The 21,536-nt window shown below is 61.2% G+C and carries 24 protein-coding genes and 1 pseudogene; 13 read left to right on the top strand and 12 right to left on the bottom strand.

The window, feature by feature from the left end; translation table 11 throughout:
- On the bottom strand, nucleotides 1-1,497 hold the full coding sequence (locus ACFSGJ_RS10035; protein ID WP_271114199.1) for a multicopper oxidase family protein: 1,497 nt from the start codon (nucleotides 1,495-1,497) through the stop codon (nucleotides 1-3).
- A gap of 654 nt (nucleotides 1,498-2,151) precedes the next feature.
- Here ACFSGJ_RS10035 and ACFSGJ_RS10030 point away from each other — a divergent pair.
- Nucleotides 2,152-2,605 (top strand): annotated as a pseudogene (locus ACFSGJ_RS10030) (Arm DNA-binding domain-containing protein); the annotation flags it as partial.
- A 152-nt stretch (nucleotides 2,606-2,757) separates the two neighbouring features.
- Here the strand turns inward: ACFSGJ_RS10030 and ACFSGJ_RS10025 are convergent.
- From ACFSGJ_RS10025 to ACFSGJ_RS09975, 11 genes are all read right to left on the bottom strand, one after another.
- Nucleotides 2,758-3,834 carry a TrbL/VirB6 family protein gene (locus tag ACFSGJ_RS10025; protein WP_056037075.1) on the bottom strand — a complete coding sequence of 359 codons (1,077 nt, stop codon included), beginning with the start codon at nucleotides 3,832-3,834 and terminating at the stop codon, nucleotides 2,758-2,760.
- 12 nt (nucleotides 3,835-3,846) lie between these two features.
- Nucleotides 3,847-4,260 (bottom strand): hypothetical protein, encoded by a 414-nt coding sequence (locus ACFSGJ_RS10020; protein WP_133344175.1) that lies wholly within the window; start codon nucleotides 4,258-4,260, stop codon nucleotides 3,847-3,849.
- A complete protein-coding gene (locus ACFSGJ_RS10015; protein WP_133344176.1) occupies nucleotides 4,257-4,451 on the bottom strand; it encodes a DUF4177 domain-containing protein in 195 nt (64 codons plus the stop codon). Before ACFSGJ_RS10015 ends, ACFSGJ_RS10020 begins: the two co-directional genes overlap by 4 nt.
- Nucleotides 4,448-5,434 (bottom strand): ATPase, T2SS/T4P/T4SS family, encoded by a 987-nt coding sequence (locus tag ACFSGJ_RS10010; protein ID WP_390261220.1) that lies wholly within the window; start codon nucleotides 5,432-5,434, stop codon nucleotides 4,448-4,450. The genes ACFSGJ_RS10015 and ACFSGJ_RS10010 overlap by 4 nt, the downstream gene beginning before the upstream one ends.
- Nucleotides 5,435-5,438: 4 nt before the next feature.
- Nucleotides 5,439-6,818 carry a TraB/TrbI/VirB10 family type IV secretion system protein gene (locus ACFSGJ_RS10005; RefSeq protein WP_271118244.1) on the bottom strand — a complete coding sequence of 460 codons (1,380 nt, stop codon included), beginning with the start codon at nucleotides 6,816-6,818 and terminating at the stop codon, nucleotides 5,439-5,441.
- The gene (locus ACFSGJ_RS10000; RefSeq protein ID WP_390261218.1) at nucleotides 6,815-7,510 is read right to left on the bottom strand and encodes a TrbG/VirB9 family P-type conjugative transfer protein; all 696 of its coding nucleotides are present in this window, start codon (nucleotides 7,508-7,510) and stop codon (nucleotides 6,815-6,817) included. Before ACFSGJ_RS10000 ends, ACFSGJ_RS10005 begins: the two co-directional genes overlap by 4 nt.
- A 2-nt stretch (nucleotides 7,511-7,512) precedes the next feature.
- Entirely contained in the window at nucleotides 7,513-8,310 is a 798-nt protein-coding gene (locus ACFSGJ_RS09995) for a VirB8 family type IV secretion system protein (RefSeq protein WP_390261216.1), read from the bottom strand.
- Nucleotides 8,311-8,513: 203 nt separating this feature from the next.
- Nucleotides 8,514-9,470 (bottom strand): cation diffusion facilitator family transporter, encoded by a 957-nt coding sequence (locus tag ACFSGJ_RS09990; protein WP_043772516.1) that lies wholly within the window; start codon nucleotides 9,468-9,470, stop codon nucleotides 8,514-8,516.
- Entirely contained in the window at nucleotides 9,460-10,215 is a 756-nt protein-coding gene (locus tag ACFSGJ_RS09985) for a transglutaminase-like domain-containing protein (protein WP_084615419.1), read from the bottom strand. Before ACFSGJ_RS09985 ends, ACFSGJ_RS09990 begins: the two co-directional genes overlap by 11 nt.
- 95 nt (nucleotides 10,216-10,310) lie before the next feature.
- Entirely contained in the window at nucleotides 10,311-10,889 is a 579-nt protein-coding gene (locus ACFSGJ_RS09980; protein ID WP_043772518.1) for a cation efflux transmembrane domain-containing protein, read from the bottom strand.
- 103 nt (nucleotides 10,890-10,992) lie between these two features.
- The gene (locus ACFSGJ_RS09975; protein ID WP_013959865.1) at nucleotides 10,993-11,421 is read right to left on the bottom strand and encodes a MerR family transcriptional regulator; all 429 of its coding nucleotides are present in this window, start codon (nucleotides 11,419-11,421) and stop codon (nucleotides 10,993-10,995) included.
- 207 nt (nucleotides 11,422-11,628) lie between these two features.
- On the opposite strand from ACFSGJ_RS09975, the gene ACFSGJ_RS09970 reads away from it, so the two are divergent.
- From ACFSGJ_RS09970 to ACFSGJ_RS09915, 12 genes are read left to right on the top strand one after another with little or no spacing between them, the layout of a single operon-like run.
- Nucleotides 11,629-12,195, top strand: coding sequence for an SCO family protein (locus ACFSGJ_RS09970; RefSeq protein ID WP_068286472.1), 567 nt, complete (start codon nucleotides 11,629-11,631; stop codon nucleotides 12,193-12,195).
- A 5-nt stretch (nucleotides 12,196-12,200) separates the two neighbouring features.
- The gene (locus ACFSGJ_RS09965; RefSeq protein WP_043772523.1) at nucleotides 12,201-12,623 is read left to right on the top strand and encodes a disulfide bond formation protein B; all 423 of its coding nucleotides are present in this window, start codon (nucleotides 12,201-12,203) and stop codon (nucleotides 12,621-12,623) included.
- Nucleotides 12,620-13,279: a DsbA family protein gene (locus ACFSGJ_RS09960; protein WP_018001721.1), complete on the top strand. Its 660-nt coding sequence runs from the start codon at nucleotides 12,620-12,622 to the stop codon at nucleotides 13,277-13,279. The genes ACFSGJ_RS09965 and ACFSGJ_RS09960 overlap by 4 nt, the downstream gene beginning before the upstream one ends.
- A gap of 23 nt (nucleotides 13,280-13,302) precedes the next feature.
- Nucleotides 13,303-13,770 carry a copper chaperone PCu(A)C gene (locus ACFSGJ_RS09955; protein WP_390261215.1) on the top strand — a complete coding sequence of 156 codons (468 nt, stop codon included), beginning with the start codon at nucleotides 13,303-13,305 and terminating at the stop codon, nucleotides 13,768-13,770.
- Nucleotides 13,770-14,396: an SCO family protein gene (locus ACFSGJ_RS09950; RefSeq protein WP_390261213.1), complete on the top strand. Its 627-nt coding sequence runs from the start codon at nucleotides 13,770-13,772 to the stop codon at nucleotides 14,394-14,396. The genes ACFSGJ_RS09955 and ACFSGJ_RS09950 overlap by 1 nt, the downstream gene beginning before the upstream one ends.
- Nucleotides 14,393-15,766, top strand: coding sequence for a M23 family metallopeptidase (locus ACFSGJ_RS09945; RefSeq protein ID WP_043772535.1), 1,374 nt, complete (start codon nucleotides 14,393-14,395; stop codon nucleotides 15,764-15,766). Before ACFSGJ_RS09950 ends, ACFSGJ_RS09945 begins: the two co-directional genes overlap by 4 nt.
- Nucleotides 15,767-15,769: 3 nt before the next feature.
- Complete coding sequence (locus ACFSGJ_RS09940) at nucleotides 15,770-16,225, top strand: DUF411 domain-containing protein (protein ID WP_043772538.1); 456 nt, start codon at nucleotides 15,770-15,772, stop codon at nucleotides 16,223-16,225.
- Between the two features lie 12 nt (nucleotides 16,226-16,237).
- Nucleotides 16,238-17,020, top strand: coding sequence for a ZIP family metal transporter (locus tag ACFSGJ_RS09935; RefSeq protein ID WP_038008344.1), 783 nt, complete (start codon nucleotides 16,238-16,240; stop codon nucleotides 17,018-17,020).
- A 28-nt stretch (nucleotides 17,021-17,048) separates the two neighbouring features.
- Entirely contained in the window at nucleotides 17,049-17,507 is a 459-nt protein-coding gene (gene lspA / locus ACFSGJ_RS09930) for a signal peptidase II (protein ID WP_009573591.1), read from the top strand.
- Nucleotides 17,474-19,087, top strand: coding sequence for an apolipoprotein N-acyltransferase (lnt, locus tag ACFSGJ_RS09925; RefSeq protein ID WP_043772545.1), 1,614 nt, complete (start codon nucleotides 17,474-17,476; stop codon nucleotides 19,085-19,087). The genes lspA and lnt overlap by 34 nt, the downstream gene beginning before the upstream one ends.
- On the top strand, nucleotides 19,078-19,245 hold the full coding sequence (locus ACFSGJ_RS09920; RefSeq protein ID WP_009815492.1) for a hypothetical protein: 168 nt from the start codon (nucleotides 19,078-19,080) through the stop codon (nucleotides 19,243-19,245). Before lnt ends, ACFSGJ_RS09920 begins: the two co-directional genes overlap by 10 nt.
- A 24-nt stretch (nucleotides 19,246-19,269) precedes the next feature.
- Entirely contained in the window at nucleotides 19,270-21,207 is a 1,938-nt protein-coding gene (locus ACFSGJ_RS09915) for a penicillin acylase family protein (protein WP_068286412.1), read from the top strand.
- Nucleotides 21,208-21,536 lie beyond the last annotated feature (329 nt).

The raw sequence follows: 21,536 nt of genomic DNA, 5'->3' as shown, positions 1-21,536 counted from the left end.
TCACGCCGAGACCGCGAACGTCGTCATCATGCCGCTGGCAAGATGCGGCATGTGGTGACAATGCAGCATCCATTCCGCCGCCTCGCCCGCATCCAGCGCCACCGTGACCATCGACATGGGCGGCACATAGACCGTGTCGCGCAATGCACCGGAAAACCGTCTGCCATTGATCGCGACAACTTGGAAATGATGGCCATGCAGATGCATGGGATGGCCCATCATCGACATGTTGTGGCACATGATCTCGACCCGCTGGCCTGTTTTGGCCGTAACCGGAATCCGATCCTCGAACACGCGGTCGTTGATGGTCCAGCGATAGGGCTGCATCTGCCCGCCCAGCATCACCATGGGTGATGCATCGGCAACTCGTTCCGTCAGCGGAGCAACGGCCCGCAAGGCGGCTTCCTGTGCAAGGTCGATATCGAATGCAGGTGCGGCCTCGTCTGCCATTCCAAGCATGACCGGCACCTTGGCGCCAGCGGTCGCAAGGATAAGGCCGGTGCGCTCCTGCGCGCCTTCGCGCAGAGCAAGGATCGGCCATGCGCCGCCTCCGGTGGGCAGGTCAAGCTCGATATCCAGGCGCTGCCCCATGGCCAGACCAAAGCGCGTTCCTGGCAAGGGCTGCACCGGCTGGCCATCCACCGCAACAAGCCGACCCGGAACCTCGCCGCTGTCGAGCCAGAATACCGTGGCCGCAGCCCCGTTGATGACCCGCAGCAGGATACGGCCGCCCTTCTCGACCTGCACGACCTCTGGGTCGCTCAGGGTGCGGTCATTCGCCAGATAGGCATCGAAATCGAAGTCGTTCAGGTCCATCTGCATCCCGCTCATACCGGCCATGGTCATGCCACCCATTTCCGACATCCCGTTCATGGGCATGCCGCCACCCATGTCGTGACCGGCATGGGGATCGGCTGGTTGCGACATTTCGGCTTCGGCGGCCTCGTCATGCCCCTTTCCCGAGCGGATTTCTTCCAGCACCTCTTCCGGCGAGCGGAACGAAAAGTCGTGAAGGAACATGGTGACCTCTTGCCGATCAGCTCGCAGATCCTCGGGGCGGCGGACGATCAGGGGTGCGGCCAGCAACTGCATCTCCTGAATGGGCACATGGCTGTGCATCCAGTGCGTGCCTGCTGCGGCCTCAAAATCATAGGCACGCGTCTCTCCTGGCTGCAGCAGCGGCATCGGCATATCGGGAACGCCGTCTTGCGCGTTCGGCGGGATCTGTCCATGCCAATGAATGATCGTCGGCTCGGTCAGATCATTGGTCAGGTCGAGCAGGAAACGCTGGCCCGGATCCAGTATCAACCCGGGCGTTCCGTTGCCGTTGATCAGCCCGAAAACCGCGGCGGCGCGGCCATCAATGTCAAGCGTGCGCGTCGTTGCCTGCAATGCCAGCGCGGCTGGCTGCGCAAAGCCCGCGCGCGGGATGGCAAAAGCTGTGGCCATGGCAGCGGATGCGGTCAGAAAGCCGCGGCGATTCAGTGTGCAAGTCATATGAATAATCCATCAGACCCCGTAGGGCGAACCATGTTCGGCACCTTGAAAGGTGCGGCAAGCAAGTGTTCAGATGGATTTCGGAGGGCGGTATCCGGGGCCGACCAGACGGCCCTCACGTGTCACCGCTATAGAGTGCCATTTCAGCGAATGCTCAGTCTCAACAGGCGCAAGTTGTGCGGCAGCAAGCCAGGGCGTAGGTGTGCCGACACATACAATCGCACAGGCATCGGTCATATCGTGCCGAGAAGGCTCTCCCGAATAACCGTGCTCATGCCCGCCTGTGTCGCCGGGATGGCTGATCGAAGCGACAACGTGATCGGCCGACAGTCCGGCTGTACCAGCACTTTGCCCATGCTGCGTCACGCCCGCGAACACGAGCAGGACAACAAGCAAAGAACATATCGCGCCGCGCATCATGTGGTTGAGTTGGAACCTATGCAACTAGCTTGACAATAAGCAGGACAGGCTCTCGTTGCAATTCACGGAGTAATCAACAGAGGGTGTAGTTTTTTCCCTTCTGAGCCATTGACCGGCAGCCCTCCCCCGGGGTTCTGCCACCTTCCGCCTCCCCGCCGGGCTGACCGGCGATGTATGACTCGCGATGCGCGCGAGGCTGAGCCTCATGTGAGATGCAAGAAGGAGGCGCTGGGCATGGTGAAGCGATTGAGGCTGAACGAGAAATCGGTGCGGGAGGCCGCGCCGGAACCGGGCCGGGACTATCAGATCTTCGACAGCGAGGTGCGGGGCTTTGCCATCTGCATCTACCGCTCGGGCAATCGGGCCTTCACGCTGGATTACCGCCATGCCGGGCGGCAACGGCGGATGACGCTGGGGCGCTGGCCGGAATGGTCGACGGCGGCGACGCGGGAACGGGCAAAGGAGCTGCGCCGCAACATCGATGCCGGTGGCGACCCGCTGGGCGTGAAGGAAGACGGGAGGGACGCGCCCGCAAGCTCAAGGGATCGAAATCAACGCCGGTGTGCGCCAACCGGGTCGGCGAGGTGCTCCGAAAGATGTTCACCTATGCGCAAAGCTGGGCTGGCGTGAGGACAATTCGGCATCGGGATTACGCCGCCGGATCGAGAACCAGCGTAAGCGGTTCCTGCCACTGGGGGATCAACAATCGTGGTCGGAAGTAAGTGGTTGCCGCTTGCCGTCAACGGGCCAACGTAAAATGCCGCGCCAAGCATGCAATGGCAGGTCTGGTGATTGCTGCAATGTAGCGCCGAACCGAGCGCAGAAGGCCGCTCTGGGCCGTCACCGTCGCCCAAGCCGTCCCAGTCTCGCCAGCTGCGCCAGCATTTTTGATCCCGAGTCTGCGGATCCTGTGCCGCCTCCGGAACCCGTCTGTCCCATGCCTTGCCGCACTGGCATTTGCTGCACGCCAAAGAACTGCCGCGCCCTGAGGGCTGCGTATTCTGCGCCACTGGCCCCGCCGATGAGGTAGCGATTGTAGGCCTGCTGGCTTCCCATGGCGGCGCGGGCAAAGCTGTAGCCGCCGCCGAGGCCACCGGAGAGGGCGGGCATCATGATGTTGCCGGAGATCGCGCGGACGATGAAGGGCGTGGCGATAATGAAGCCCTTGGCCATGAGCACCATCATGAAGAAGGGGATGAGCGCGCCGATGTTTGAGGCCCCTTCGGGATCGCCTAGTTCACCGATGAGCGCGGAGGAAACGCCTGTGATCGTTGCGAACACGCCTGCGACGACGATGGGGTATAGCGCAAAGGAGATCAGCGCGGACAGCCAGCGCGCGAAATAATCCTTGGTCACCTCGAAGAGGGTCAGGAATATCATCACCGGGGCGATCCCGATCAGAAGCGCGATCATCAGTCGGGAGGCCACGAGGATGAAGGCGGCCAGTCCGCCGAGGATTGAAAGCAGGAGGACGCCGACGATGTCGAGCATGGCGCCAGCCATCCAGTTCAGCTCGGACCCGGCAGCGTTCAGATAGTCGCCCAGCTCCGCGATCAGCCGGTCGAATTCCTCCGCGAAGGTGCCTGAAGGGCCCGGGCTGCCGCCGCCGACGGAAGCTACAAGCGCGCCCGCGATACTGTCGATCCCATAGAGAATGGCAGACGAGAAGGCGTTGAACTGCATCCAATTGGTCGCGAAAATCCCGATGAGCCCGATCTTGACCGCGAGCCAGAAGGCTGTGTGCCCATCCATGGCCCGATATTGATAGATCATGTTGATGCCGACGAGGATCACCACCAGCGTTGTCCCCAAAACCAGGAGCGTGCCGACCGTTGCCGCAACCGCACCAAACTGGGTCTCAGCGGCGGTGTCGAGATAGGCTTGGGAGGTTTCAACGAAGTAGGTGACGACACTCATCGCGGGGCTGCCTTACCAATTACCTGCGGCGTCGCAGATGGCCTTGGCGGCAGTTCGGGCGGCGTTGGCGCGGCGGTTGTAGGCGTCCGAGGCCTGCAACATTTCCCAGCGTTCGTCACTGGCGTGGCGCTCACGAAACGCCCCCTCGGCATCATCCCAGGACGGGAACCGGATCTCGCAAGCGCAGCTGCCAGTCTCCACGATGCGTTCAAGATTTTGGGCTCGGTAGATGTCTTGAACCAGCACGCGCTGATAGGCTTGGCGTAGGGGGATCTCCTGCATCCACACGGGTTCAGCGGGCCGTTCTGGACAGACGTCGAAACTGCGCTCGAGGGTCGGCACGAGATTGCGCTCAGCGAAGCCGGGTGCCGACGTCAGGCCCAGGACCAGCGCAATCAGTGCGAGGGTACAGCCCGCCTGCCTCATGCCGTAGCTCCGGCGAGTGTGGTCTCACGCTTTAGGAAGACCGTGTGTCCCACATTGGCGAATTCCGAGGAGCTGATCGACACCACCTCCCAGCCTTTCGCACCTTTGGCATTCAGGCTGGCCTGCATGTCGGCAAGGCTGGTCTTACGAGTCATGGGAAAGGACAGGATATCGTATTCAAATGTCTTCATGGAGAAGTTCCAATCTCGGTTGCGCCGGGTAGGTAGAATTCGGTGATGCCGCGCCTGCCGTCGTGGCGACCGGCCTGGATGATCACATCGATGGAGTTCTCGATGTACTGGATCATGTCGGCATAGGTCATCGGGATCTCGGTCTTAAGTGCCGCGATCGCGAGGCGCTGCACGGCAAGCTGTGGGGTTTCGGCATGTAGGGTGGTCATGGACCCGCCGTGCCCTGTATTTATGGCTTCGAGGAAGGTCATTGCCTCCTTGCCGCGCACCTCGCCCAGGATGATCCTGTCGGGGCGCATGCGCAGCGTGGCGGTGAGCAGCACATCGGCGGTCTGGAACTCTGCATCGCGATTGGCGATGAGGGTCACGGCATTTGGCTGGGTCGGCAGAAGCTCGGCGGCTTCCTCGATGGTGACAATGCGTTCCGCTGGTGGCACATGAGTGAGGATCTTCCGCGCGGCGACGGTCTTGCCGGTGGAGGTGCCGCCTGAGACAATCATGTTGAGTTTGTTCTCGACGCAAAAAGCAAGTGCATCATCGATGACGCCAGACGTAACAACCTCGCGCAGTTCCCGGGTTTTCTCGAGACGGAGTTCTTCAAGCTTGCGTTCCTTGCCATAGAGGAAATCGAGCGCGATTCCATCGAGCGGCAAGCTTGAGAAAAACCGCAGGCTGATCGACATGGCCGAGAGCACGGCGGGTGGTGTGATGACCTGTGCCCGGATCGGCCGCCCCTTGTAGGTGATTGAGACCGAGACGATGGGGCGGTCCTTGCTCATCGTGGTATTGGCAGAAGAGGCGATCTGGTTGCCGAGGTCTTTCACTTCGGTTGCGGTCAACGCTTGATCCAGCTTTCTCATGAAGTGATCGCCCTGAAATTCTCCCCAGCAGGTGCCGTCAGGATTGATGCAGATCTCGATGACATCGTCGCGTGCTGCGGCGTCGATCCGATCAAGCGAGGTCTGGAGATAGCTCAGCGACATGGGATCAGAAGATCTCCAGATCGCGGTCGACCATGACGGTGACGCGCGCGCCCTGGTCGATATAGATGACCGGACCGATCGAAAGGTAATCGCCAATCACGCTGTCCGTGGCATCGGCAAGATCATCGCCCACGTCTTCGAGCACATCCGCGGCGGTCTCATCCTGCACATTTGCTGCAGCGGCGCTTGGGGCCGCTGAGATCAGCGAAATCAACGCCGCCGAGCCAAAGCGTTCATCAAAGCGCGTGTCGACAAAGCCGGTCACGCCGGAGCGGCCCAACTCGTCACCCCCGAAAGAGCTGATCTGGATGGTTTGATTGTCAGGCAGGATGATCCGGTCCCAGGCGATGGTGACCCGGCGCTGCGCGATATCGACGCCGGAACGATACCGCCCGATCAGGCGTGACCCGCGCGGGATCAGAAGGCGCGAGCCATCGAAACTGAACACATCTTCGGACACGACGGCACGGGTCTGGCCGGGCAGGGAGCTGTCGAGGGCGGTTTCCATGACGGCCTGGATCATCGTGCCCTGTATGATGGTATTGGACGGGTTGGCGATGACCTCGGCTTGCGTCACAGAAGTGGGCAGCGCGCCGTTCAGCACGAAATCCGTCACTTCCCCAAAGGTCCGTTCGGTCAAGGCCGTCTCATTTGCACCGGAGGTGCCGCCAAAGGCAATGGTGGGTGAGGTGATGCGCCGATCCTGAAATGCGCGTTCCTCAGCCGCGCGGCGTTCAAGTTCCGCAAGCCGTCTTGCTTCCTCCTCGCGGCGCAGTCGCTCTTGCTCGCGTGCGCGCAGCTCATCCTGCGTGGGGCCCGTTGGCGCGGGTTGCGGTCGGCTGGCCTCGAGTTGGGCCAGTTCCAGATCCATGCGGAGTTGCTCAAGGCTGCGATCCCGCGCCGTCAGTTCGTCCTGAAATCGTTGCTGTGCGGCTTCCGAGGCGGCTTGTAGCGCCGCGATCTGAGCAGTCAGCGCGTCAATTGCCTCTGCGGCGGCGGTGTCTTCCTCGACAACTGGTTCAGGGGCGTTGCGCAACTCCTCGATCTGGGCCTGCAGGGCGGTGATCTGCGCCAGAAGCTCCGCGTTGGGCTCGACGGGGTCTGGTCCGACGAACACAACCTCGGGCTCGGGCGGGGGCAAGGTCTCGATGGCGCCAAAGCCATCCCCTTCGTTTTGGAAGACGTCCGGAGTGGCCGTCGGCAAGGCTTCCTCTCCTTCGGGCTGTGAGAGGAGATAAAGCATGGCACCACCCGCGCCGATGACGAGGACCACGACCAGCGCGAGAAGGGGCGACCGGCGCTGCGCCGCTATGGGCGCGCGGGCACTGCCTTTCTCAAGGGCGGCGAGGCGCCTTTCCAGCTCGGTGTTCTCGGTATCGCTCATGAGGTGGCCTCCGCGGGCGGGATCGCCTCAATGCAGACCACTTCTTCGCCAAGTCGCAGGACCCATTGGCGGTTCACGCCGCTGACGCGGATCACGCCGTTTTCAGGAATTTGCGTGTTGACCGTGCGCTCGCGGCCGCCCGCGTAGCGGAAGATCGCGGGCACAGGCGCGTTTCTTGGAAACGCGAAATACGTAAACGTCCCGTCATCCCAGATACGCGTTGGCGTGAACTCGGTCCGCGCGCTGGCGCCGTAGTTGTAGTTCGGCGCTTGGGCGGCGATGGCCCGGGTCGGGCGCGCAGCGTCGTCAGGGTAGCGGAACTGCACCACGTAGAAGGTCGGGCTGCGGACCTCCTGGACGTTGAAGTAGTAGCTCCGGCGGTTCGTATAGACTGTCACATTGGTATGCACCACGCGCGCCACAGGCTTGATTGCGAAGGCCTGACCGCCCGGGACGCCGTCGATCTCGAAGCCCTCGGTGTCGCCCGCGATGATCGAGCGGATGCTTTCGCCCTCGCCGAACTCGATGGTGGTCACATGGGTGAGCGACACGCTGAGGCGGTAGACCTGACCCTCCTGGTAGGTGGCCAAGCGCACTCGGCTGTCGTTGGGACCACCACGCGGGATGGCTTCGGCAGAGGCGAAGCCGGGCAACAGGGCAATGACAAAAATAAGCGATCTTATAAACAACAACGTCAGTTCTCCAATCTGTCGGAGCGGATGGAATATTCGAGGACGGTGAAGCCGAATGGATTGGTCCAGACCTCATCGATGGAGCGGCGGGTCTCCGGGCGGAACTCGAAGAGAAGCGTCGCAGTGAAGAGGCCGGTCTGGGTGCCGTTAATGGACGTCAGGCGCTTGCGCAGGCGGACCGTCGCGCGGTTGGTTCCGATCCGGTTGATGCTGAGGATCTCCACGTCGAGCCGCGCCTTGGGGCCATAGACCGTCGGCGGGTAGTTCTCATTGGCGCTGTTCCAGATCTGGCGCAGCCCACTCTCGGCAGCTCCGTCCGAGCGGCGCAGGACGTTGCGGATGCGCAGATCGTTGTCGAGCTGGTTATAGACCTCCCGGTCGGTCACATAGCGGAACACCTCCGCCTCGATGATCGCCTGGTTGGCGGTCACCGAGGAGGCGCCGACCGAGGCTTCGGGGAGTGCAAAGCCGGTGGCGGGGTCATAGGGAACAACGACGGGGGGCGGGTCGACATCGAGGATCGAGACCGCCGCGGCGCTCAGACAGCCGATGACACCGAAGACACTCTCAAGGAGGCCAGCCGTACCGCTGGAGCCGCAAGGAACAGGACACCCACCTTCACAGGCAGTACCGTCAGCAAATCCAGCGGGATCGCAACCATTGCAGAGGCCATCGGCGCTTTCGGTGGGTTCCATCTGCGCCATAGCCGTGATTGACATACTGGCCGACGACATATCCGGCGCAGTCACTGCACCGAAGGTCAGCATGAGAATCAAAACAAGGCGAAAAACGCAGGTCATACAGTTGCTGCTACAACCTTCCAGCAAGGGGAGGTCAAGTGACATTCTGTAACTTGGACGTGATACCCCTGTAGTGTATCCGCCTCAGACCTTCGTTACTGCCCTTCGCAGCCAGTTGCTCATGCAAAGGTTCATCAGTCCACTTGACGTTGGTCGACGTCAACTTGCCGTCGCAAATGAGGAAATGATATCCTCATGCTCGGTTATCTTTTCTCGTGAGTATGAGTTTCCTCCCCATCTCTCGAATTACCGTGACCATAGAGATCGGCGTTCTGATGAGCGCGATCCTCGTGCTCGAATTCGAGGCTGGAATGGCTGATGCCGAATTCTCCCTTCAGCCGCTTCTTGATCGCGCTCTTGATCTCTTCAATCTTCGACCACCCCTCGGCTGCCACGACGACATGGCAGTCGAGCGCAGCCTCGTGCTCTTGCATTTGCCAGAGATGGACGTGGTGGACGTCGGCGACGCCTTCGACTTTCCGCATCGCTTCGACGACGGCCTCGTTGTCGATGTCCGGCGGGCTCCCGAGCATCAGGGTTCGGATTGGGCCGCCTATTTCAGTGAAAGACAGATACAGGATGTAGATGGCGATGCCGATGGTGATGGCAGGATCGACCCAACGCATGTCGTAAAGGATGATCAGCGACCCAGCGACGATAACCGCGACCGAAGCAAGCGCGTCCGACAGGTTATGCAGGAAAAGCGCGCGGATGTTCACGCTGCCCTTCTGCATCGAATAGGTCAGCATTGCGGTCAGCGTGTCGACCACAAGCGCAATTCCACCGAGAATGACGACGGTCCAACCCATGACTTCGGGTGGATCAATCATGCGCATGCCACCTTCGTAGATCAGGTAGAAGCCGATCAAAATCAGGGTGGTGTAGTTAACCAGGGCTGCGACGATTTCGACCCGACCATAGCCGAAGGTCATGCGCTCATCGGCTGGGCGGCGCGCGATCTTGCGTGCGGCGAAGGCAATGACAAGCGAGGCCATATCGGAAAAGTTGTGCAGCGCATCGGCGATCAGTGCCAGACTGCCCGAGAATATGCCCCCGACGACTTGCGCAACGGTAAGTAGCCCGTTTGCCCAGATGGCGATGGCAACCCGCCGATCGCCGGAATCCGGATCGAAATGCGCGTGCCCGTGGTCATGTGGCATTGGCAGGCTCCGCGTGCGCGTGTGTCGCGCGTCGGTCAGTCTTCAGGCGGCCGCTGCGGAAACCACGTACGCGCGCATTCATCCAGTGGCGAATTATATGACGGTAAAGGGCGCCACGCAGCCATCCAAAGGATTGCTCATGGGACAAATAGAAGGCGTCCGGCGTATCAAACACGCCGAAATCCTGCACGATGCCGGTTTTCTGAATGTAGGTATCTTCTCCGTTCCAGGCGACGGGAGGCGCGCCAAGGCAATCCGTGCCCGCGCCATAACCGCAGAGACTGTCCGTGTCCGAGAAAGACGTTTGCAGGACTTTGAGGAAAGCGTCATCCAGGATGAAGCCTTCAAGGTTGATCCAGGCACCTTGAAATTCGATCTCGACCCATGAGTGGAGAATTTCCTGCGGAGCAAGCGGATACACCAGCTCAGGGACAACACCGCGCTGCAAGCCTTTATGGATAGTAAACCCATGCAACCGGCAACGAATGCCGACACCACGCAGCAGCGCCATCAAGAGCGTGCCTTTGGTATTGCACTGCCCGTAGCCGTCGGAAAGCACTTCGGATGCGGGGATGTCGTCGGCTCGATTGTATCCGAACGCGATTTCATTCCGAACGAAATCATAGGCAGCTCCGATCCGATCGTATTCGGATAAGCCGCGCCAGCCGCGGGTCTCAATTAGATGCGCAAGAGGCGCGGCGTCAAAATCCAGTAGTTTGGTGGGTGCAAGTAGGGGGTCGGTCATCTGCAACGGAGTCGCTCCTCGAATCGTCTTGGAACAAACCTAATTGCTATAGTCACTATAGCTTCAACCCTTTCTTCAGAAAGAATCTCCCGCAACTATTTGCCCGTGTGAACCGCTTTGTGGTGTTCGCCATGTGCGTCGCGTAGAATATCGATACCGCCCCAGGCCGCGATCCCGGCGACAATCACGCCGACGACGAGGTCCGGCCAGTTGGTTCCTAGCCAGGCGACGAGGCCACCGGCCACGACGATACCGAGGTTCGCGGCGAAATCGTTGTAACTGAAGGTGTTGGCCGCGCGGATGTTGACGTCCGGATTTTTGAGCTTAGCGAGCAGCCAAACGCAGACTGCGTTGATAGCCGCCGCGATCAGGGCCATTGCAATCATGATCGTCCCGAGCGGATCTGACCCACCGATGTAGCGGCGCCACGCATCGTAGAGGATGCCTGCAGCGAACAGGATCAGCAGCCCGCCGGAAACGTTCGCCGCCCCGCGTTTCCATTTGGCGGATCGGGACAAAGCGAAAAGGCTGATCGCGTAGACGAAGCTGTCGGAGAGGTTATCGAGCCCGTTGGCGATCAGGGCACTTGAGTCGCCGAAGGCGCCTGTTGCGAAAAAGGCCACGGCCAAACCGATATTGAGCGCCAGAACGATCCAAAGCGTCCGTCTCTCCATTGAATCTTGTCTAGCGGCCATTTTGTGGTTCCAGCTTGTGTTGTACGACACATTAACTTCTGCGGCTGATCTGCGTTCCAGCCGGAATGTTGGCTGAATTCCTTCAGGCCCCGATTTCCTCGTGCTCGGTCAGGCATTCCGAATGGTCCCGCAACACCTCAAGCACCTTGCAATCTCCCGTCCGCCCGCCGCTGCATTCGTGAACCATGCGTTTCAGTTCCGTGCGCAGCGCCTTCAGGCGGGCCATGCGCTGCTCCACCTGTTTGAGCTGGCGACGCGCGATGGCATCAGCTTCATCACAGGGCCGATTGGGATGGTCGCTGAGGTCGAGCAGCTCGCGGATCGCATCGAGCGAGAAGCCGAGTTGCCGCGAGTGGCGGATGAAGGACAGTCGATCAAGCTGTGCATTGTCGTAGCGCCTCTGTCCGCCTTCGGTCCTGCCAGGTTCGGGCATGAGTCCGATCTGTTCGTAGTACCGGATGGTCTGCACTTTTGTGCCAGTCTTCTTTGACAGAGTACCGATCGTGAGCATTTTCGCCTCCATGAAAAAGATACAGTTTGTGTAGGTTTTGCCGTCGGAATAAACAAGTGTCGGATTCACAGACGCGTGAGTTCAAGCTATACCATGATTTCGTGCTTGAACCTCTAGCAGCTAGAGGATGTATCCGCACAGGCAATAAGAATCAAAATCAGGCGAACAGGATTGTCCCTTACATCGGCACAGAAGTTTCTTTGGGTTTTGGCAGGCGTGGCAGCGCTTGCCTTCATATGGCTTTTGCTATGGTCCGATTATCGTGCCGATAGCGCCCGAACCGACGCCGAACCGCCTTTTTTCGCTGAGTTCGAACTGACGGACCACCAGGGTATGGTTCGAACCGAGGAGGACTTTGCGGGGCGCTGGATGCTGGTTTTTTTCGGCTTTACCAACTGCCCCGACGTCTGCCCGACGACCCTATCCGAGGTCGCGGCGGTGATGGACGGTCTGGGCGACGATGCCGCCAAGGTCCAGCCGATTTTCATAACAATCGACCCTGAACGAGACACGCCCGCAGCACTCGCCGAATACGTCCCGCTGTTCGATGCGGGCATCATCGGGCTGACCGGCACGCCGGAACAGATCGCCGCCACATCCGAGACCTTTCCGATCTTCTTCGAACGCGTCGAAGAGGCTGCGGCGCCGGATGGTTACACGATGGGCCACACGTCGCATCTGTTCCTCTTCGATCCCGACGCGGGCTTCGCCGACTCGTGGCCCTACGGCACCTCCGCCGAAGAGATCCTCGCCGATCTGGAAGAGAGGATCTGACCGACATGAACCGTATGTCCGGAGAAACAGCCCTCGGGCTGGCGTGGATCATCGCGCTCGTCGCCTCGCTTGCCGTGCTTTTCATCGGCGAGGTGCTGGGGCAGACGCCCTGTGTGCTGTGCTGGTTCCAGCGCGCCTTCATGTTCCCCTTGGCCATTGTCCTCGGGCTCGGCCTTTGGTGGCGGGACGGCCGCGTGGGGCGCTACGGCATCGCATTGGCGCTTGGCGGCGGCGCAATCGCCCTCTGGCACATGGGGCTGTACGTCGGTCTTGTTCCCGAACGCGTCCAGCCCTGCACGGCCACCGGCCCCTCTTGCACCGATGACAACCAACTGGTCGTCGGCATCCCTATCCCGCTGATGGCGCTCGCCGCCTTCGCGCTGATCGGGGCGCTGTCGGCCCTTTCATTGAAGGACACACGAACATGAATCGACGCGGCCTGATCCTGTCCGTTCTTGCCCTCGGCGCCGCCGGTTTCGGCGGAGCCACCTGGTTTGCAATCCGCCCCGGCCCAGTGGCCGAAGCGGAGCCCGTTGCTCCGGAACTTGCGGAGGCGATGATCCGCCCCTACTCGCCCATCCTCGGGCCTGCGGATGCGCCCGTCACGATCGTCGAATTCTTCGATCCGGCCTGCGAGGCCTGTCGCGCCTTTCATCCCATCGTGAAGGACATCATGGCCGAGCATGGGGAAGCTGTCCGCGTCGTGATCCGCTACACGCCCTTCCACGGCGCGGCATCCGAGGAAGCCATCCGCGTGCTCGAGGCGGCGCGCATGCAGGACGTTTACGTGCCGGTGCTCGAGGCCGTTCTGCGGGAACAGCCGAGATGGGCGTCGCACGGTGCCCCGGCGCCTGGCCTGATCCTTCAGATCGCCGCCACGGCCGGACTCGATGCCGAAGCCGCGCGCACGCAAATGCTGGCACCCGGTGTCGTGGCGATCCTTAACCAGGATCGTGCTGACGTCGAGGCCGTGGGAATTCGCCAGACGCCCACATTCTTTGTGAACGGCAAGCCGCTCGATCCATTCGGGGAGGCAGAGTTGCGTCGTCTGGTGGCCGCCGAAGTCGCTGCCGCGCAAAGCTGAATGGAAAGGGCAGGATCAGAACGATGAAAAAGTATATTTTGACTGGCACACTGGCCGCGGTTTTGACCCTTGGAGGGCTCTCGGTGCCCGCGCTGGCCGGACCCGAGGATGTTGTCGTCGAGAACGCGTGGTCCCGCGCCTCCATCGGGATGAACCGTCCCGGGGCCGCTTACATGACGATCCGCAACACTGGCGACGAGCCGGTGACGCTGATCGGCCTTACAACACCGCTCGCGATGATGCCCGAAATCCACGAGACGAAGACCAATGCCGAAGGTGTGAGCTCCATGAGCCCGGCGGGGGAGATCGTGATCGCCCCGGGCGAGAGCATCGCGCTCGAACCGGGGGGCCTGCACGCAATGCTGATGCGGCTGCAAGAACCAATGACGGAAGGGGACACTTTTCCGCTGACCCTGCTTTTCGACGACGGAGGCGAAGTGACGGTCGAGGTGCCGATCCTCGGCATCGCCGCGCGGGGGCCGGAGGACTGATGCGGCGACGGGCGATCCTGGGGTACGGCGCGGCCGTTGTTGGGGCGGTCGCCCTGATGCTCTTCGTCGGTTGGTGGCGGGTCGACGGACCCGGTGCACCCGCACCTGTCGGGCAGCTGACTGTGGCCCTGACCGAGATGGACTTCCGTCTGACGGATCATGAGGGCAACGTGGTCGGGCCGGAAACCCTCATCGGGCGACCGACGATGGCGTTCTTTGGCTTCACCTACTGTCCCGATGTCTGCCCGACCACGCTATCGGACATTTCGGGATGGCTCGACGATCTGGGAGACGAGGCCGACGAGATGAACGTGGTTTTCATCACGGTCGATCCCGAGCGCGACACTGTCGAAACGATGGCCGAATATGTCGGCTACTTCCATCCGGCGATCCGCGGCTGGACGGGACCGGAAGAGCAGATCGCGCGCGTCGCGGACGGCTTCCGCGCCACCTACGTGCGGGTGCCGACGGAAAGCGGCGATTACACGATGAACCACACCGCGAGCGTCTTCCTGTTCGCAGCCTCTGGGCGGTTCGTCACCATGATCGACTATCACGAACCCAGAGAATTCGCGGTGCCGAAAATTCGCCGCGCGCTGGAAGAAGAAACGGAGGGGGCGACATGAGGCTCAGAACTTTGGCGGCTTGTGTTGCAATTGCGGGGACGGTTTCGGGTGCGGCTATCGCCATCTTCGATCTTTTGTCGAAAGAACCCGTGCCGCCGGAACTTGTCCAGGCAGGTAGCTGGATGCCCCAACGTCCTGAAGTCCCCCAGAACGTTGACATTCCCGTGACGCTGCCCGTGACGGCATGGGCAGACGATGCACACAATCTCAGCCCGCTGCCCCTTCTGCAGGTCGCTGTTGCCGACAGGCCGGTACGGGCGATCGAGCCACCGCTGTCGACATGGTCGCGCGACGTTGCAGCTGGCGAGACGCTCGATTTCTTGCTGTCCGAAGCTGGACTTGCGGCACCTGACAGAGCCGAAGTTGCCCTCGCGCTTGGCGCGGAATACGATCTGCGACGGCTGCGGCCGGGGCACTCGGTCACTGTTGCTTCGACCATGGACGGCAGCCCCCGCACCGTCTCACTCGCCGTCGAGGACGGGGTTCGGATCGAGGTGGTTTTCGGCGAGCAGTTGTCCACACAGGTCGTGGCTCCGGATCCGGAGATCGTAACCCTTGCCGGCGAAGCCGTAATCGACAGCTCGATCTTCGCGGCACTCGACGAAGCCGGCATACCCGCCCGTTTTTCCGTGGACCTTGCGCAGATGCTGGGTGGGACCGTGGATTTCCGCCGCGAGATGTCCGGCGGCGAAACACTAAGGCTTCTCTGGCGTGAGGCGCGGGTCGGCGAGGACAGGATCGGACAGCCCGAACTCGCCTTCGCCGCACTGGAGATCGGCGGTTCGCTTTACGAGATCGTATGGCCGGACGACGGCAGCGGTCAGGCGACGATCTACGTCGATGGCGAGGTGCTGCGCGTCTTTGCACAGCCGGTCGAGGGCGCGCGCCTCAGCTCGGTGTTCGGACGCCGCACGCATCCGGTCTTTGGCAACGTCCGGATGCACACCGGCGTCGATTTTGCAGCGGCACGTGGGACACCGGTTCAAGCGACGGCACCGGGGCGGGTCAATTTCATCGGCTGGCGCGGCGGATATGGTCGCGTGGTCGAAATCTTGCACGGCTCCGACACCATGACGCGCTACGCGCATCTGAGCGCCGTGCCGGAAGACTTGGCACAAGGCCAACGCGTTGCGGCGGGAGACGTGATCGGCCGCGTCGGCGCGACTGGCACGGCGACAGGTCCGAACCTGCACTATGAGGTGCTCGTGGATGGGCGCCCGACTGACCCCCTCTCTGACGACCGGCTCGCCGAAGCGGCCGAGAGCGATGCGGATGATACCGCCGCGCTCTCGCGTCTGGCCGAGGCGCGGGCGCTTCTGAATGAAAACCTCGGCAGCGAGATTGCCAAAACGACAACCGAAAGGCTCTGACCCATGAAACGCATGACCCAAGCTCTTGCCATCACGCTCGCCCTGTTCCCAGCGGCCCAGGCCCTCGCAGAGGCAACGGCGATCGACGTCCGCAAGACCAACGGATGCGGCTGCTGCCTCTCGTGGATGAAACATCTCGAAGAGAACGGGTTTGTGCCGACCGGCCAGGACATGTTCGGCGGGCTTCTCGTGCGCTTCAAGCTAGACAACGGCGTGCCGCAGCGCATGGTCTCCTGCCACACCGCGCTCATTGACGGCTACGTGATCGAGGGCCATGTACCGGCCGCTGACATCCGCCGCCTTCTCGAGGAGCGCCCGGACGCCGTCGGCCTCGCTGTTCCGGGGATGCCCTATGGCTCGCCCGGCATGGGGCCAGAAGACGACCGCGAGGCCTATGATGTCTTCCTCATCCGCAAGGACGGGTCGACGGAAGTCTTTTCGAGCTACGCCGAAGGATAATCTGGCCCGCCCATGGAAAATTTGTCTCCGATAATGCTCGGCTTTCTCGGAAGTCTTGCCGCCGGATCGCTCACAGCAGTCGGAGCAGTTCCCGTGCTGTTCGGGCGCATCCCGTCTCGGGCCACACGCGATCTGTCGCTCGGCTTCGCTGCCGGTGTGATGCTCGCCGCTTCTTTCTTTTCGCTGATCATCCCGGCATTGGATGCGGCGGAGCCGATGTTCGAAAACGGCGCGATGCCTGCGGCCATCGTATGCGTTTCGATTCTTCTGGGCATGGGGGCTGTCGCCCTGATGAACGAAAAGCTGCCGCACGAGCACTTCAAGACGGGACGCGAAGGGCCCGAAGCGGCGTCTTTGCGGCGGGTCTGGTTGTTCATCATTGCGATCACGATCCACAACTTCCCTGAAGGCCTTGCCGTGGGGGTCGGCTTCGGATCCGGAGGTATGGAGGGCGGTCTGCCGCTCGCCATCGGCATCGGGCTTCAGAATGCGCCCGAAGGATTGGCCGTCGCTGTATCTCTGCTGGGCGAGGGATATCCGAAGCTGCGCGCCTGGGGCATCGCGGCGCTGACGGGCATGGTCGAGCCGATTGGCGGTTTGCTCGGGGCCGGCATCATCACACTGTCGGAACCGCTGCTTCCATGGGGTCTGGCCTTTGCCGCGGGCGCAATGCTCTACGTCATTAGCCACGAAATCATCCCCGAAACCCATCGCAGCGGCCATCAGAACAGGGCGACGCTCGGTCTCGCAGTCGGGCTCGTTCTGATGCTGTTCCTTGATGTCTGGTTGGGATGAGGCAATGTCACTAAACAAGGTATCTCCGATGATCGGCGTCTTCGCAGCACTTGCTGCGTTCGCGATCGATCAGATCACCAAAGCCATTGTCGTTGCGAATGCCGTCACTTTAAGCGCCGGGATTCCCGTGTTTCCGGGATTCAACCTCGTCTTTTATCGTAATGACGGCGTGACTTTCGGGATGTTGGGCGGCGCGCCGTGGTGGAGCCTCATCGCTCTCGCTCTTGCCATCTGTGTTTGGCTGGGGGTTATGCTGTTTCGCGCCGAAAATGCGGTCGAAACACTTGCCTATGGCGCGATCATTGGCGGAGCCCTGGGCAATGTCATCGATCGTGTGCGGTATCGGGCTGTAACAGACTTTCTCGATTTCTACATTGGCACAACACATTGGCCTGCCTTCAACTTGGCCGATGTATTTGTAGTCAGTGGCGTGGGGCTCTTGCTCGCCGCGCCATGGATCAGCGCGCGGCGTTCGATCAAGTCGTGAAGCCGGAAATTCTGAACCGCATCGCTCTGCGCCACCGTTTTCTTTCGCGGATGACGCTTGGTTTCGTCGCCGGGGCGCTGACCGTTCTGACTTTCCCGCCTTTCTCGCTTCTCTTGCTTGTTCCCGTTGCCTATTCCGCGTTGTTTGTCGGTCTTCGCGATCTCTCCTTCGGGCGCGCTTTCCTCGTCGGCTGGGCGTTTGGTCTTGGCCAGTTCGGTTTCGGGATTTCGTGGATCGCGGAAAGTTTCTACGTCGAGGCCGAGCGGTTTGGGACGATGGCGATCCCGGCGGTCGCGGGATTGTCCGCAGGTCTCGCGATTTTCCCAGCCATTGCCGCCGCGCTTTTTGCCGAAATCGCGCGGCGCGGAGTCATGGGCAGTCTCTTGACCTGCCTCCTGTTCGCGACCTCCTGGACCGTGGCCGAGTGGTTGCGTGGTCACGTTCTGACAGGGTTTCCGTGGAACCTCGCCAGCTACGCTCTGGTCGATTACGCCGCTTTTCGCCAGCCCGCCGCCTGGGTCGGAAGCTATGGGTTAAGCTTTCTCACCGTGTTCGTTGCGGTACTCCCCGGCGCGGCTGCCATGGCGTCCGGGCGGCAACGATTGACCATCTCGCTCATGGCGCTGGCCGGCATAGCGACGATGTGGGCTGTCGGCACGCTTCGCCTCCAGTCGGATGCACAACAGCCACCCACTGTCGACCTGCGCATTGTTCAAGGCAACATTCCACAAGAGGAGAAATGGGCTCCCGAGAACCGCGAGGCGACCTTCGCGCGCTATCTTGAGCTTTCAACCCGGCCCGGCGATTTCGACGTGCTTCTCTGGCCGGAAACCGCCTTTCCGGGTTTCCTCGATGAGGATACGGAGGCGCGGGCCCGCATTGCCGCTGCGTTACCGGACGGCAGCGTGCTGCTCACCGGAGTGCCGGACCGTGTACCGAGCGATGATGGCATGCGATATTTCAACACGGTCCAGGCTTTTGGCGAGACCGGCGAGATCCTGACCGGATACGCGAAACACCATCTCGTACCCTTCGGCGAATATGTGCCATTCCGCGGCTGGTTGCCCATCGAGCGGCTCACGGCGGGTCTGGGCGATTTTACGCCCGGACCGGGCCCGCGAACGCTTGCGCTTCCGGGTGTGCCGCTGGTCGCCGTGGCGATCTGCTATGAGATCATCTTCCCAGGGCATGTGGTCGACGACCTGTTCCGGCCGGACTGGATTTTCAATGCGACCAACGATGCTTGGTTCGGAACCAGCATTGGACCGGAGCAGCACCTCGCCTCCGCACGCATGCGCGCTGTCGAGGAAGGGCTTCCCATCGTCCGGGCCGCAAACACAGGGATCTCCGCGATCATCGACGCAAACGGTGACCTCGTCGCGCGGCTCGGCAACGGAGAAACCGGTGTCATAGATGCGGCTCTGCCCTCTGCTCATCCGTCAACCCTCTATGCGCGCTTCGGCGACTGGGCGCTGCTGGCTCTCATCTTCACTACTTGGGCCGTGGGACTGGCTGCAGATCTGGTCGGCACACACCGGTGCAACAAGAGAACAAGAACGGAGAAAAAGTCATGCTGGTAATCGCGGGCATTGTCGCGGGTGCGATCTGGGGTGGATATCTGGCGCGACGCCGAAAAGGAAACCGGCTGGATATCCTCCAGTATGCGGCGAGTTCGGCGATCGCCTTCGGTCTTCTCACCTATTTCATATCGGTGGTCCTCTTGCGCATCTTTTTTTAAGAAGGGTTTCGAAACAGCACCGACATGAGACGGCTTTTCAACATATTGCTGTACGGGTTTCTGGCAATCTGCATCACGGTATCGGTTGGTTCCGGGTTGGTCTATTTTCTGCTGAGCGCATCCGTTCCCGACTACGACGAGGACTTCACGGTCGCAGGCTTAGGCGGACCGGTCGACATTCTGCGAGATTCTTCGGCAGTCCCGCACATCTCCGCAACTTCCGCTGCAGATGTCTACTTCGCGATCGGCTTCGTTCACGCCCAAGACAGGCTCGGTCAACTGTTAAGGGCAAGGCGAAAAGCGGAAGCATCGTGGCCATCCGATGAGACATTGTCCGTTGCGCCAGCGGTCTCAGACGCGCTCGCGTCCTATGCCGCGGGCGTCAATGCGTGGCTCGAGCTTGTGTCAGAAGGCGGGCGTGGCAGAGGCTCTCCGGAGCTGCTGATCGCAGACGAACGGTCGATCGCGGCCTGGACACCCGGCGATAGCCTGAGGATTGCCCGGTCTTTCCTGAATGGCCTGCGACCGGGAAGCGCACGGGAAGGAATGCCGAGTATATCAGGTGCCATTATACCGGCGGATCGCCTGAGAGTGCCCGAACTGTTTGCGACTGATCCGGAGCAGCGCCTTGATGCATGGGCGATGGACGGCGACCGAACAGCGACCGGAACGCCAATTCTAGCCGCCGATACCAGCGGTTCCCTGTCGCTTCCCTCGGAATGGTATCTCGCAGATCTTCAATTTTCGACAGGGCCGGCCATAGGGGCCACAATGCCGGGCGTACCTTTCGTTATTGTCGGTCGCAATACGCGCGTCGCCTGGGCCTTCCGGTCATTTCCCGTGCCAGACGAGGAGGCACCAAGGGGGCCGTCACCCGTGCAGGCGGCAGGTTTCCTGACGATGCTGGAGCTGTTCGCGCGTTCGGCCGACGCGACCGATGCCATCGGAGTTGCCGCAGACATGTTGCCGAAGGGCATGGAGGCATTGGCCATTGACCGAGAGACCGTTGCCCGATGGCCAAGAGCGGAGGCCGTTCGGGCGTCGTCTTTTCGCGACATTCGACTGGCGGAGCTTGAAGCGCGGCAATCGATCTTCTCGACGGAAGGCGCCATCGGTGTTCAAAGGGACACCGTAAGTTCCGTGGCGCGAACCCTCCTGCCCCTGATGGCGAAAGAGCTTTGGTTCGTGCAGTCCAGAGACAGCACCGAAGGCACCGATGCGGACAACCTTCGTCGTGAGCTACTGGACAGGCTTGCGTCGTGGAATGGCGAAATGGATCGCTATTCACCGGAACCTCTGCTGTTCTGGACCTGGGTCCGGGCTTTGCAGCAGCGCATTTTGAAGGACGAGTTTCCGACAGCGGAGCAACTCTGGACCCGTCCGAACTCGAACTTTCTTTTTGCGGTACTCAGCGATCGTCGCGGTAGCGCGATCTGGTGTGACATCCGCCTATCCTCACCTCGCGAGACATGCGAGGAGCAGGTTCGCGTGGCCCTGGATGATGCCCTTGGCTGGCTGTTCGATCGATATGGGCGCGATCCCTCGACGTGGACCTGGGGGGAAGAGCATAGATTGGACATGCAGTGGTCGCCGATCAGTTCACGTCGGTTGCTGACCAACCTGCTGTCCCTTCAAGCGCCGATTTCCGGCGATCCGTTTACGCAATTCTTAACATCATTTGGTGTCGTAGAAGACCGTCCATTCCTTGTGAGTGCCGGAAGCAATTTTCAGGCGGTCATGTCGATATCGGAAGCAGCGGGATCATACTACATCTCGCCCGCCGGACAGTCGGGACATCCGCTATCTCGATTCTACGACAATCTCTTTCCCTCGTGGATACAAGGCGAATACCTCGCCATGTCGACCGATCTGTCACTGGCCCGTGGCGGCGCTTCCGGGATCTCGCGGCTCACACCAGCTACCTCCGACAACCCTCGGATGAGCGAGGGCCAGAGCGAATGATCACGAACTTCTTATTCCTATACGACCCTTTCGGCTATGTGCTGTCACCGGTGTCGCTCATTGTTGTCGGTCTTACAGCATGGCTGTTTTTGCGTGGGCTCAAAATACACGCTCGCTGTCTCGGAAGGGTTTCTGGTTGGCGTCGAACCGCCTTCTTTGCCGGCCTCGCGGCCGTCCTCGTCGCGACGAATGGGCCGCTCGCTGCGTGTTCCACGGGATGATGGGCGCCCATTCCAGCTGATCATGGGCAGCGATTCCACGCGATGATGGGCAGCCGTTCCACGCGATCGTGGGCGGATTGGGCGACAGTCTGAAGCTACGGTGAGCCT

Origin of the sequence: Halodurantibacterium flavum (assembly GCF_042681825.1) — a bacterium.
Taxonomy (GTDB): Bacteria; Pseudomonadota; Alphaproteobacteria; order Rhodobacterales; family Rhodobacteraceae; genus Halodurantibacterium; species Halodurantibacterium flavum.
The sequence above is the reverse complement of the archived record's forward strand: the minus strand, read 5'-3'. Positions and strand labels throughout refer to the sequence as shown.